Below are 12,079 nucleotides of genomic sequence, written 5' to 3'. Positions count from 1 at the left end.
GCCGGCCGGCCCGCCGCAGCACCGGCGGGCCGTGATCGCTCATCCCCGGCCGGGGGTTGTCAGGATCGGGCGCCGTGGTGCTCGGCCTTCGGGGTCCGGGACATCAGGGCCGCGGCGGCGTCCGCCACCGTGGCCGTACCGTCGATCACCGAGGCGACCACCTCGGTGATCGGCATCTCGACGCCGTGGGTCCGGGCCAGGCCCAGGATCGCCCGACAGGACTTCACGCCCTCCGCCGTCCGGTGCGTGGCCCGGGTGGCCTCGTCGATGCTCATGCCCTGCCCGAGGTACTCGCCGAAGCTCCGGTTGCGGGACAGCGGCGAGGAGCAGGTGGCGATGAGGTCACCGGCCCCGGCGAGTCCGGAGAACGTCAGCGGGTCGGCGCCCAGCGCCGCGCCGAGCCGGGCGGTCTCCGCGAGGCCGCGTGTGATGAGCAGGGCCCGGGCGTTGTCGGCCAGACCGAGCCCGGCTGCGAGCCCGACGGCGAGGGCGATGACGTTCTTGGTGGCGCCGCCGAGCTCGCAGCCCGCCACGTCGGTGGACGTGTAGGGGCGGAAGTACGGGGTGTGGCAGGCCGTCCGCAGCGCGGTGGCCACGGTTTCGTCGGGGCAGGCGATGACGGACGCCGCCGGCTGCCCGGCCGCGACCTCCCGCGCGAGGTTCGGTCCTGACAGCACGGCGATCCGCTCGAAGGGGATGCCGGTCATCTCGTGGATCACCTCGGACATGCGCAGCCCGGAGTGCGTCTCGATGCCCTTCATCATGCTGACGACGATCGCCTCCGCGCCGATGTGCGGGGCCCAGGCGGCGAGATTCCCCCGCAGCGTCTGTGCCGGGATCGACAGCACTGCGTACGCCGCACCGGAGAGGGCCTCCGTCGCGCTCGTCGTCGCCCGGAGGCGGGGCGGCAGGAGGACGTCGGGGAAGTAGCGAGGGTTCTGGTGGACGGTGTTGATCGCGTCGGCCACCTCGGCCCGTCTGGCATGGACGACGACGTCACCGCCGGCGTCGGTGAAGACCTTCGCCATGGCCGTTCCCCACGATCCCGCGGAGAGCACCGCAACCCGAACCACCCGACACACTCCATCCACGGCCTGAGTCCGGACCCCGTCGACCCTATCGGTCTCTCCGGACACCGGGGCCGTACGGCGGCGTTCTTCGTCCGTCCGTGTCGCCCTCTCCTCGGAAGTCGATGTGCGAAGGGGCCGCGCGCGGGGGAGGGGCCCGGTGCCTCAGGCCGGGAAAACGGCCGCGCCGGAACGGGGGGTCGGGGGTTAATGTGGCCGCCGGCGTCCCGTCGAGACGACCGGGGGATTCTCTCGACGGGGGGCCGCGACGAGGGCGGGGTGAACGCACCTGCCGCCGCTCACCGACGACATGCCTTGGGGGGCACGCTTGGGTACATTCCGGCGCACCAATCTGTTCTACGGCGTCGACCACGAGCAGGTGTACGCCGCGCTGGAGGATTTCTGGCGCGGCGAGGAGCACACGCTCAAGCTGGAGGACGTCGATGACGTCAACCGCGACTCCTACGCCCTGTCCGAGCGGCGCGGCGACTGGACCGTGCTGGAATGGACCCGGGGTTGGGAGTGGGACCTGCGCCGACGCGCCCAGCTCCACGTCTCGCGCACCTACGACTGCCCCGGGCTGCTGGTCTTCATCTACGACGACGACTTCTGGGGCTGTGAGCTGTTCCACCACGGCACGGCGATCGACCGGTTCCAGCAGACGACGGGCGACTTCTCCTCGTTCTTCGGCGACGTTCCGTGCCAGGGGCGCCCCGATCTCCTGCTGGCCCAATTCCCGGCTCTGGACCTGGACATCGAGCATGCGCGTGCCTACCTGACCCAGTACCGCGTCGACGACCCCGCGTACGAGGACCTCGACTGGGAGGACGAGGACGACCCACGCAACAGCCCCGCCCGCCCGGGCGACGCGTACGGACGCCTTGAAGGTGGCGTCTATTGGGACTTCCAGAACTTCCTCGGAGTCGATCACCGTGCCCCGGTCCGGCGGAGGTTCACCACTTTGCCGAAGAAGCCCCCGGGAAAGGACGACTGATCCGATCTGCCCGGACGAGCGAAGGCGGCCGCACGCACCCCGGGGTCCGCGCACGTGGCGCAGGCCGAACACGGCGGGTAAGCGGCCTCCCATGACCTCTGGTCGGTGAGACTCGGGCGCAAGCCGTGCGGCGTCCTCGGCGGGAGCGCGACGCTAGGGCGTCCACAGGAACGCGTGCGTGCTGCCGTCCGCCGTGTCTCCGTACCCCACCACCTGGCCCTGCCCGTTGATCCCCTGCCCGAGGCTGGTCGTTCCGCCGCTGAGCGTGCCCAGATCGCGCATGCCGTCCGAGGCGGACCACAAGAACGCATGGTTGTCCCAGTTCTCCATGGTGGCGAACCCGGTGGCCTGACCCTGTTCGTTGACGCCCTGCCCGGAACTGGTTCCGCCGCTGAGCGTGCCCAGATCGCGCATACCGTCCGAGGCGGACCACAAGAACGCGTGCGTTTCGCCGTCCGCCGTGCCGCCGTACCCCGCCACCTGGCCCTGGTCGTTGACCGCGACCGCGAGACTGAAGCTTCCGCCGAGCGTGCCCAGATCGCGCATGCCGTCGGAGGCGGACCACAGGAACGCGTGGCTGTTCCCGTCCGCGGTGTCTCCGTACCCCGCGACCTGGCCCTGATCGTTGACCGCCTGCCCGACGCTGGTCGTCCCGCCGCTGAGCGTGCCCAGGTTCCGCATGCCGTCGGAGGCGGACCACAGGAACGCGTGCTCGGTGCGGTTGCCGCCCGTCGTGGAGTCCCCCGTCACCTGCCCCTGGGAGTTGACCCCGAGAGCCTCGCTGAACTGCCCCCCGAGCGTGCCGAGATCGCGCATACCGTCCACATCGGACCACAGGAACGCGTGCAGGGCGCCCTCCGTCGTGTTGCCGTACCCCGCCACCTGGCCCTGATCGTTGACCGCCTGTCCGGAGCTGGCCGCGCCGCCGAGTGTGCCGAGATCCCGCATACCGTCCGCGTCGGACCACAGGAACGCGTGGTCGTTGCCGCCCGCCGTGCCCCCGAAGCCGGCGACCTGGCCCTGCTCGTTGACCGCCCGCCCCACGCTGTACGTTCCGTCGCTGAGCGTGCCCAGGTCTCGCATCGTCCCGGCGGACGACACCGGCGCCGTGGCCTCCGCGGGCCCGGCGACCGCTACAGGCACTGCCAGCGACCCGGCCAGCAGGGACGCGGCGAACAGACCGGACCTGACCCGATATTGACTGACCGACATGCCTTGCTCCTCCCCCTGACCGACCCGTCTGGCCGGCAAGTCAGGCAACCACGTGGCCGGATGGCGTTCCAATCGATTCCCGGCCAACCGTGCCATGAGGCCCGGCCACTCCGATCGTTCTCGTGGCGGTCGGCTCGTCGACGGACGCGACGGCGGCGCCGCGGTCACGCCACGAAGGAACGGGGACGGCACGGCGCCCCGGACGACGGTGCCCGGGGCGCCCATCGTGGCGGCGGCCGCTTTCTTACACCGCGACGATGCCCTCCATGCCGGACTCGGCGAAGGAGGGAAGTCCGGTGACGGTGGTGACCTTGGTCAGGGACCCGTTCGCGCCCACACGGAACCCGTCGACCGTGCCGGACGTGGCGTTCTGCACGTACAGGAAGCCTTCGTCCTTCGTCACCGCCAGGTCGATGACGCCCTGGGACGAGGCCGACGGCGGGGTGGCGACGCCGCCGGCGTCGGTGAGTGCCAGCCTGCCGTGGCGGTCGGTGCGGTAGCCGGTGACGGTCGAGCTGCCGGTGTTGCCCCCGTAGAAGAAGTCACCCGCGCGTTCCAGCCAGCACAGCGTCTTCTGGCCGTTCGGCAGGGGCTTCTGGAGGACGTCCAAAGTGCCGTCGGCACGCACCTTGTACGTACTCACCGTGGAGTCCTTCGCCTCCGCCACCAGCATGCGGCCGGCCCGGTCGAAGGTGATGGCGAACGGCACGCCCCCGGCCGACTCGTTGACCACCGCCCGGCGCGCGGGACGCCCGTCACGCCGTACCGGAAAGACCTCGATGGTGTTCGCGGACTTGGTGGTGACGACCAAGTGGCCCCCGCCCGGGGTGAACGCGAGCTGACCCGGTGAACTGGAGAACAGGGGCACCTTCTTGTTGTCCAGCCCGAGAGAGCGGTGCGAACCCCGCAGCGGCTCAAGCCCCTCGGCCGTGATCCGGAAACCCTGGACGCTCCCGGCACCTCCCGCGTTCAAGACGTAGGCGAGCCGGCCCGACACCGCGATCGAGGAGGGGAAGTCCCCGCCCGTGCGTATTACTTGACGGTCCGTCAGTTTCTGTCCGTGCACCCGGAACGACGTCACGGTGCCGCTTCCCGCGTTGACCGCCAGGAGTCGCCCCGACCGGTCGTCGTAGACGAGCGAGCCCTGCGAGGCGAGGGAGTCGGTGGGAGCGTCGACCTGATCGCCTCCCCTGCCCCCCGTCGCGTAGCGGCCCGCGGCCGTCAACTCGCCGCCCTTGCCGCGCTTGAAGACGTGGATGGTGTTGCCGTCGAGTTCGTCGCCCTGGACGAAGACGGCATGGTCGGCCTTGGCCGTGTCCCCTCGTGGCCGGGTCTCCCTCGCCGAGGCGACGGTCACCGACGTGGCGGCCGCGGCCGCGGCGAGGACTCCGGCTGCGCCGATGGTCAGCCGAGACCGCAGCGACGACCTGCGCCTGTTGTGCCTGCTCATGCGTTACTCCTCGGGCTCGGCCGCCACCATCTGTGGAGGCGGGCAGAGCCAGAGTTGCCCACGCGGTGGGTGGGGCAGGAGGGGTTCGGCTTCCGCGTCAGTCTCTCGTAAGAACTCCCACGCACCGCTCACCGTGCCGCGGTCCCACGCCAGTTCGTACGTCGCTCGGTGGTCGGCGCTCTCGTTGCAGGCATAGGGTTCGCGTTCCCTCGGGCACCCTCAGGACGGCCGCGGGATCTCCGGCAGGAACGCCGTGCCTCGTGAGCCGCGCGTCGATGAGGTGCGTACGCCTGTGCGTCGCATCGGGCTTAGCCTCTGGGCGAGTTCGTCGAGTATGACGTCGAACCCGGTCATGACTTGCTTCCGTTGGACCGGCGGCGCTCGGCCGCGGTGATGAGGATTCCGAGCAGCACCGCCAGATCGGCCGCGCCCTCGGCGTCGTCTGCCCAGCGTGTGGTGTGCAACGGGCGGACCTGGTCGAGGTGGACGCCTTCGCGGGCCAGGACGAAGGCGAGCGCCAGCATGGCCGCGCGGGCGTTGCCGTCCTCGAACGGATGGAAGAAGAGGACATCGAGGTAGGTCCGGGCGGCGCGTGACGGGAGTGGCGGGTCCGGGCGGGCGCTTTCGGCGAGGCAGTGCTCGAACCGTGCCGGTGTGTCGGGCGCGAGGCCGTAGCGCTCTCGTCCGCCTTTCGCGAAGGCCGGCATGGTGCGGAAGCCCACGGCGTCGCGGTGCAGCACGGTCCGCTGCCAGTTCGCCATGAGCGTGAAGGTCAACTGTGCGCCTTGCTCCGCGTCGGCGAGAGCCTGGTCGAGGGCGGTCAGAACCCGCGTGGTCCCTTCGGCGTCGCGGCCGCCGCGTGTCGCGGTGAAAAAGTCCTGGAAGCCGCCGAGCGCCGGTCGTTCGGCGACGGGGAGCCCGCCGATCCAGCGGGGCCAGGAGATCTCCGTACGGATGCGCAGCCAGTCGGCGAGGGCGTCGTTGTGGTGATCGGGCCGGTGGTTCATCGGTGCTCGCCCACGGTCCGGGCGAACCGCGAGCTCACCGCCTCGACCACCGCGACGTCCGGTGCGGTCCAGCTGCCGAAACGCCCACCGACCGCGTTCTCCACGATCTCCTTGGCTCGCCGCTCGTGAATTCCGTTGTAGGCGAGGAACCATTCGAGGACCTGCATGCAGTGCCCGTACCAGCCGCTTTCGGCTTGGGTGCGGTCGGCCACCACGGTGACCAGTCGGGTGCACGCCCGCTCCCAATGCCACGGATCCGTCGAGGGGTCCATGGGGGACTCCGCCGAGTTCACCCACGGATCCGTCGAGGGGACCGTGGGGGACTCGGCCGAGGCCGACGGCGGTGCCAGGGCGGCGAAGCGCTCGGCCAGATCCACGAGCCAGTCACGCCATTCAAGAAGGGACGCGACGACCAGGGGGGCGGTCGCGTCAGCCGTCGTCACGGAATGGGAGGCGCAGCACCAGGCGTCGACGACCCCTCCGTCGGTGTCGCCCTCGCCCACCGACCAGTTCCACCCGCAGGCCCAGCGACCGTACCGGTCCACCAGAAAGTCGGTCACCGGCTCCAGCGAACGCCAACGCTCCTCTTTCGCGGCGCCGGCCTCCGGCAGCAAGGGCGACACAAGAGCGGCCAACTCCTTCGCCGCATCTTCATCCAGCTCGAACGGATGCCGCAACGGATCCACTTCTGCCCAGGTCAGGGCGCGCGCCCACAGCTCAGTCACCACGCCACTCTGCCGTGACCAGCCGCTCGAACGCCAACCCGATTCCGCACGACACGGTCACAGCGGGCCGTGTGTGGGTGCCTCCGTCTCTTCGGCCCAGGTGGACGGGCGCCGCCGATGAGTTCCGCGGGCTCGGCCGGTCTACCTCCTCGTACACCACCGAACCTCGGACTGGAGAGCCACCATGACCACTCCCGCACACGCCGGTCGCATGCTGTTCGTGAACATGCCCGTGGCGGACATCGCGCGCAGCAAGGCGTTCTTCGCGCGGCTCGGGTTCAGCTACAACCCGATGTTCACCGACGAGACCGCCGCCTGCATGCTGGTCGGCGAGCAGGCCTCCGTCATGCTGCTCAGCCACGAGACGTTCGCGAAGTTCGCGAAGCTGCCGATGGCCGACCCCACCACGCACACGCTGGCGCTCTACTGCTTCAGCGTGTCAACGCGCGACGAGGTCGACACGGTCGCCGAGGCCGCGCTCGCCGCGGGCGGCTCCGAGGCGGACGGCCCCGAGGACCACGGCTTCATGTACGCACGCAGCTTCTTCGACCTCGACGGCCACGGCTGGCAGGTCATGTGGATGGATCCGTCGAGCACCTCGGACACCTCGACCTCGTGACCACGAGCGCGCTCTTCTCGCGGGCAGGGGCAGGGGCAGGGGCAGGGGCAGGGGCGGTCGGCTCGGGGTCTACGTGATCATCGTCCCCCCGGACGGCCGCGGTCCCTCCAACCGTGGCAGAGTGTGCGTGTGTCGACCACCGATAGCACCCGCGCCGCTGACCCCGTCGATGTCTCCCACGCCGGGAACCGGGCGGACGCCGCCCGCGACGAGCCCGGTCACCCGATCGATCTGCGCAGCGACACCGTCACTCGGCCCGGCGAGGCCATGCGACGGGCCATGGCCGAGGCCGAGGTGGGGGACGACGTCTTCGGCGACGACCCCACCGTCAACGCGCTCCAGGAGCGGATCGCCGGGATCCTCGGATTCGAGTCCGCGCTGTTCGTCTCCTCGGGGACACAGAGCAACCTGTGCGCTCTGCTGACCCACTGCGGTCGCGGAGACGAATACATCGCCGGTCAGATGGCCCACACGTACCGGTGGGAAGGTGGCGGCGCGGCCGTGCTCGGAGGCATTCAGCCCCAGCCGCTCCCGCACCGGGCGGACGGGACGCTGGACCCGCAGGACATCGCGGCGGCCGTGAAACCGGACGACCCGCACTTCGCCCGAACCCGGTTGCTCTGCCTGGAGAACACCGTGGGCGGCCGGGCTGTGTCCATGGAGTACCTCGAGACGGCCACGCAGATCGCCCGGGACCGCGGACTCGCCACGCATCTTGACGGGGCGCGGCTGTTCAACGCCGCGGTGGCCGGCGGGGACGACCCGTACGACCAGGCACGACGGATCGCCGGTCACTTCGACAGCGTCTCGGTCTGCTTCAGCAAGGGACTGGGAGCGCCGGTCGGCTCGGCGCTCGTGGGGTCCCGGGAGTTCGTGGCGGGTGCGCGACGCTGGCGCAAGGTTCTCGGTGGCGGAATGCGTCAGGCGGGCGTCCTCGCTGCCGCGGCTCTGTACGCGCTCGACCACCATGTGACACGGCTCGCGGACGACCACGCGCACGCCGCGTTGTTCGCGGAGGGACTGAAGGGGCTGAAGGGGCTGACCGTGGAGCCGAGCGGGACCAACATGGTCTTCGCGAAGTCTGCTTCCGGCCTCGATGCCGACGAGGTGGCCTCCCGGCTGGAGCGTCGGGGCCTCCTGTGCGGGGCGTACCCCGGCCAACTGCGCTTCGTGTTCCACCTGGACGTGACGCGCGCCGATGTGGAACACGCGGTGCGGATCGTGCGCAAGACCGTGACCGAAGCGGTCGGCGGACCGGCCGAGAGCTGATCACCGCCTCTTCGACCGCCAAGCGGCTCGGGTGACCACGGGCCCAGTCCGCTCGCATGAGCGGACTGGGCCAGGCCGGTGCTTCGGCCGGATCGACTTCCCGCGACGGTCCGGCATCGGGCCGAGCGCTACTCGACGGCCAGTGCCGGGGCGGGGCCGGGACGCGAGGTGATCGCCTCCAGGCGCTTGATCCGCTTCCGTACGACGTACAGAGGGATCACCCCGAGGAAGCCGAAGGACATGTCGATGACTGTCCACCAGAAGGGAATTCCGCGGAGCGGCCCGCAGATCAGCGCGAGCGGGACGATGCCGGCGCAGGCGATCATGCCGAACTCGACGACCCAGATGTTGCGGACGGGATCACGGTACGGCCCGTAGAAGGCCACCGCGATCATGAGGTGGGCGAAGGCCAGCCAGTCCGTGCCGTACAGCAGGAAGGGGTACTCGGCGTCCGCGGTGTCGAGCCCGTGGCGTACGCGCTCGATCCAGTCCATCAGGGCGGGCAGATGCTCGGGCACCGAAAGGGACCGCAACAGGTCCTCGGTCCAGTGCAGTTCGTGCACCAGGGGGAAGGCCGTGGCCCCGCTGAGCACCAGGCAGACGACGAAGAACACCAACCATGCGCGAATGCCCTTCAGCAGGGCGGCTCTGTCGCTCATGGCATCAGCGTACGCCCCTAGTTGAACATGTTCAAAAGTAGGTCTGGGGTGAGAAGGGCAGGCTTCGGTCGTCGTCATGCGGATGCGGATGCGGATGCGGATGCGGATGCGGCGGCGGGGGCGGAGGCGGCAAGTGCCGTGCGTCAGCGGCGCACGTCGCGGACGAGCACTGGCGGCTGAACGAATCGGCGCCGATTCTCGGCTGCCTGCGGGGGTGAAGGTGCAATCACGCTGCCGTCACGACGTTTCCGGCTTGCTCGACGAGCGGGCGCCCTGGCGTGCGTGGGCTGCGCCTTGGCCGGGACTGGATCGAGAGAGGGTCTTTTTTTCCCGCGCGGCAAAGAGTGTCGCCGGTCCGGCCGCAGGGTGTAGGGCGCCTGACCTGCTCAGGTGCCGGATTGCAGACGGAGGCCCGTCAGGGTCAGCTCCAGCGCGGAGCGGAACTGGTCGACGTCGTCGTGGCCGTCGAACTCGTCGACGATCTCGTGCACGAACGGGAAGTCCTCGGGGTCGAGTTCCCGCCAGGCCTGGGCGTAGCGGCCGAGGAACTCGTCGCGGTCCACGGCGCCGTCGAGGATCTCCTGGGGCGGCTCCTGTCCGATGTCGATGGCGGAGCCGACGACGACCCCCACGATCGCGGACACGGCGTGGAACCGCTGCCGCGCACTGAGGTCCAGCCGAAGGGTCTGCCGGCCGAGCTTCTCGTACAGGCGCAAGGAGTTGCTCTGGACGTTGGTGTTGCGCATGAAGTAGGCGCCCAGCCAAGGCCGGTGCACGATCGCGTCGAACAGGGTCACGGCCATTCCGCGAAGGTCGTCGATCGGGTCGTCGCTGCCCGGAAGCTTTTCGACGTCGGCCAGTACCGAGCCCATCACATGGTCGGTGGCGCGGTCGAGCAGTTCGTCCTTGCTCGCGACGTACCAGTAGATACTGGCGACGCCGCCACCGAGGCGCTGCGCGAGCGCGCGGAACGTCAGCGCCGGCGCGCCGGCCTCGTCGAGCAGGGCCACCGCCTCGGTGAGCACCGACTCCATCGAGTGCGAGGCCCGTCGACGTCCCGCGCTCGAGCGGTCTTGCAGGCGTGCCATGGCTTCCGTCCCTCGCGTCTTGCATCGTATCGAACGTTGTTCTACTGTAGCGCATCGTACGCCGTTCGATAGCCGAACGCCGTTCGATCGAGAGGACTGTCATGACCACCGCCACGCCTCAAGCTCCGCCACGCAACACCTACCCGTCCCTACGCGCGGCGTGGATTCCCCTGGCTGCCCTCTGTCTGGCGTTTTTCGTCGAGATGGTCGACAACACGTTGCTGTCGATCGCGCTGCCGACGATCGGCCGCGACCTCGGCAGCGGGACGACCGCGTTGCAGTGGGTCACCGGGGCGTACTCGCTGACCTTCGGCGGCCTGTTGCTCACCGCCGGGTCGATGGCCGACCGGCTCGGCCGCCGTCGAGTGCTGCTGATCGGACTCGCCGTGTTCGGCTCGCTGAGTCTGTGCGTCATCCTCGTCACCACGACGGGCGAGCTCATCGCCCTGCGGGCCGCACTCGGCGTCGCCGCCGCGGCGATGGCCCCCATCACGAACTCGCTGGTCTTCCGCCTGTTCGACGACAAGGCCCTGCGGATGCGCGCCATGACCGTGATGATCGTCGTCGGAATGTCCGGCTTCGTCCTCGGGCCGCTGCTCGGTGGCACCGCTCTGGCCCACGTGCGGTGGGAGTGGCTGCTGGTGGTGAACGCCCCGATCGCGGTGATCGCGTGCCTGGGCGTCCGGCTCGGCGTACCGGCCGACCGGCCGGAGGACCTGACCGACGACGCGCTCGACGTGCCGGGCGCCGTCCTGAGCGTCGGCGCCATCGGGCTCGCCTGCTACTCACTGACCAGCGGCGTTGAGCACGGCTGGCTCTCCGCGATCACCCTCGCGTCGATCGTGGGCTCCGTCGTGGCGGCCACGGCGTTCATACGGCACGAGCGGCGCAGTGCGGCCCCCATGCTGGACCTGGGTCTCTTCTCGAACGGCACCGTGCGTGGCGCCACCATCGCGCAGATCGGCACGTCCATCGCGATGGCCAGCGTGATGTTCGGACTGATTCTCCACTTCCAGTACGCCTACGGGTGGAGCCCGGTACGGGCAGGCCTGGCCAACCTGCCGATCATCGTGACGATGCTCACCGCGACCCCACTGTCCGAGTGGCTCGGACGCCGTTTCGGCCACCGCGTCGCCTGCCTGGTGGGCGCGGCCTGTCTGGCCGGCTCGCTGGCAGGTCTCTCCTGGGGGGTCGACCACGGGTACGCCGCCATCGCCGTCTGCATGGTGCTCATGACCGTGGGACTGCGCACCGTGATGACGATCTGCGCGGTCGCACTCGTCGACGCGATGCCGAGCAACCGCACCTCCATCGGTGCCGCTCTCAACGACACGGCCCAAGAGGTCGGTTCCAGCGTCGGTACCGCCGTGGTCGGCACGCTGATCGCCGCGTTGGTCACCACCCAGCTTCCCCCGGGCGTCTGGAGCGGCGACCTCGTCGCGTCGTTCTTCCACGGCGAACGGATCACCTACGCCGTTCTCGCAGCCGTCGTCGGACTGATCGCGGGCGGCGGCGCACTGAGCCTCACCGACTCCCACACCATCGAGGAACCCGCGGTCGAGGAGCCTGTGGTCGAGGAACCCGCGGTCCAGGAGCCCGCCTGACGGCGGGGTTCGACCAGAGGCGTCACGAGGTCTCCGTACGGGCATGGCGCGGCACGGTCCCGTCGAGGTGGTGGCTGAAGTGCGCGATCAGTCGCCGGGGATCCGGATCATCCGGTACTGGTCGTCGGGGTGGCGTCGCTGCGTGTCCGGCAGCGGCCGGGGCGGGGGCGGCGTCGGTCCCGTGTGATGCGCGCGGCTGTCGTCCGCGGCCTCGTCCCTCGTGTGGTCAGGTCCGTTGTTCGCGGCAGCCTTCGTCGTTGCATTCGAGGGTGGCGAGGGTTTGGTCGACTTGTTCGCTGGTGAGGGGTGGTTCGGGTAGTTGGTGGGCGCCTTGGGTGCGGAAGGCGTCGAGCATGAGGTAGAGGTGGCGGCGCCAGGCTTGGGG

11 protein-coding genes are annotated in these 12,079 nt (G+C 70.0%); 4 read left to right on the top strand and 7 right to left on the bottom strand.

The genetic code is table 11. The features are described 5' to 3' along the window. Positions 1-59 precede the first annotated feature (59 nt). Entirely contained in the window at positions 60-1,082 is a 1,023-nt protein-coding gene (locus ACFV2J_RS38675) for an NAD(P)H-dependent glycerol-3-phosphate dehydrogenase (RefSeq protein ID WP_385086246.1), read from the bottom strand. A gap of 313 nt (positions 1,083-1,395) precedes the next feature. Here ACFV2J_RS38675 and ACFV2J_RS38670 point away from each other — a divergent pair, with 313 nt between their 5' ends. Further along, positions 1,396-2,061, top strand: a complete 666-nt coding sequence (locus tag ACFV2J_RS38670; RefSeq protein WP_385086231.1) for a hypothetical protein — start codon at positions 1,396-1,398, stop codon at positions 2,059-2,061. A 153-nt stretch (positions 2,062-2,214) separates the two neighbouring features. Here the strand turns inward: ACFV2J_RS38670 and ACFV2J_RS38665 are convergent, their stop codons facing one another. From ACFV2J_RS38665 to ACFV2J_RS38650, 4 genes are all read right to left on the bottom strand, one after another. Beyond that, on the bottom strand, positions 2,215-3,273 hold the full coding sequence (locus ACFV2J_RS38665; RefSeq protein ID WP_385086229.1) for a hypothetical protein: 1,059 nt from the start codon (positions 3,271-3,273) through the stop codon (positions 2,215-2,217). Positions 3,274-3,517: 244 nt separating this feature from the next. Then, the gene (locus ACFV2J_RS38660) at positions 3,518-4,723 is read right to left on the bottom strand and encodes a lactonase family protein (RefSeq protein ID WP_385086227.1); all 1,206 of its coding nucleotides are present in this window, start codon (positions 4,721-4,723) and stop codon (positions 3,518-3,520) included. Between the two features lie 350 nt (positions 4,724-5,073). Then, entirely contained in the window at positions 5,074-5,730 is a 657-nt protein-coding gene (locus ACFV2J_RS38655; RefSeq protein ID WP_385086225.1) for a Fic family protein, read from the bottom strand. Continuing rightward, complete coding sequence (locus ACFV2J_RS38650) at positions 5,727-6,455, bottom strand: hypothetical protein (RefSeq protein WP_385086223.1); 729 nt, start codon at positions 6,453-6,455, stop codon at positions 5,727-5,729. The genes ACFV2J_RS38655 and ACFV2J_RS38650 overlap by 4 nt, the downstream gene beginning before the upstream one ends. Positions 6,456-6,639: 184 nt before the next feature. Between ACFV2J_RS38650 and ACFV2J_RS38645 the strand changes: the two genes are divergently transcribed. Continuing rightward, positions 6,640-7,074 (top strand): VOC family protein, encoded by a 435-nt coding sequence (locus tag ACFV2J_RS38645; protein WP_385086221.1) that lies wholly within the window; start codon positions 6,640-6,642, stop codon positions 7,072-7,074. 129 nt (positions 7,075-7,203) lie between these two features. Beyond that, positions 7,204-8,343, top strand: coding sequence for a low-specificity L-threonine aldolase (ltaE, locus tag ACFV2J_RS38640; protein ID WP_385086219.1), 1,140 nt, complete (start codon positions 7,204-7,206; stop codon positions 8,341-8,343). Between the two features lie 128 nt (positions 8,344-8,471). On the opposite strand, the gene ACFV2J_RS38635 is transcribed toward ltaE, so the two are convergent. Continuing rightward, positions 8,472-9,002 (bottom strand): hypothetical protein, encoded by a 531-nt coding sequence (locus tag ACFV2J_RS38635; protein ID WP_385086217.1) that lies wholly within the window; start codon positions 9,000-9,002, stop codon positions 8,472-8,474. A 386-nt stretch (positions 9,003-9,388) separates the two neighbouring features. Beyond that, positions 9,389-10,036 (bottom strand): TetR/AcrR family transcriptional regulator, encoded by a 648-nt coding sequence (locus tag ACFV2J_RS38630; RefSeq protein WP_385086244.1) that lies wholly within the window; start codon positions 10,034-10,036, stop codon positions 9,389-9,391. Positions 10,037-10,191: 155 nt separating this feature from the next. Between ACFV2J_RS38630 and ACFV2J_RS38625 the strand changes: the two genes are divergently transcribed. Continuing rightward, positions 10,192-11,694, top strand: coding sequence for an MFS transporter (locus tag ACFV2J_RS38625; protein WP_385443147.1), 1,503 nt, complete (start codon positions 10,192-10,194; stop codon positions 11,692-11,694). Positions 11,695-12,079 lie beyond the last annotated feature (385 nt).

It is taken from the genome of Streptomyces sp. NPDC059668 (assembly GCF_042734135.1).
Lineage (GTDB): Bacteria > Actinomycetota > Actinomycetes > Streptomycetales > Streptomycetaceae > Streptomyces.
This window is presented reverse-complemented; position numbering and strand designations above follow the sequence as displayed.

Bases quoted from the DNA above. Each gene is read 5' to 3' on its own strand.
- ACFV2J_RS38665 (WP_385086229.1), bottom strand. From the start codon at position 3,273: ATGTCGGTCAGTCAATATCGGGTCAGGTCCGGTCTGTTCGCCGCGTCC.
- ACFV2J_RS38660 (WP_385086227.1), bottom strand. From the start codon at position 4,723: ATGAGCAGGCACAACAGGCGCAGGTCGTCGCTGCGGTCTCGGCTGACC.
- ACFV2J_RS38655 (WP_385086225.1), bottom strand. From the start codon at position 5,730: ATGAACCACCGGCCCGATCACCACAACGACGCCCTCGCCGACTGGCTG.
- ACFV2J_RS38645 (WP_385086221.1), top strand. From the start codon at position 6,640: ATGACCACTCCCGCACACGCCGGTCGCATGCTGTTCGTGAACATGCCC.
- ACFV2J_RS38635 (WP_385086217.1), bottom strand. From the start codon at position 9,002: ATGAGCGACAGAGCCGCCCTGCTGAAGGGCATTCGCGCATGGTTGGTG.
- ACFV2J_RS38630 (WP_385086244.1), bottom strand. From the start codon at position 10,036: ATGGAGTCGGTGCTCACCGAGGCGGTGGCCCTGCTCGACGAGGCCGGC.
- ACFV2J_RS38625 (WP_385443147.1), top strand. From the start codon at position 10,192: ATGACCACCGCCACGCCTCAAGCTCCGCCACGCAACACCTACCCGTCC.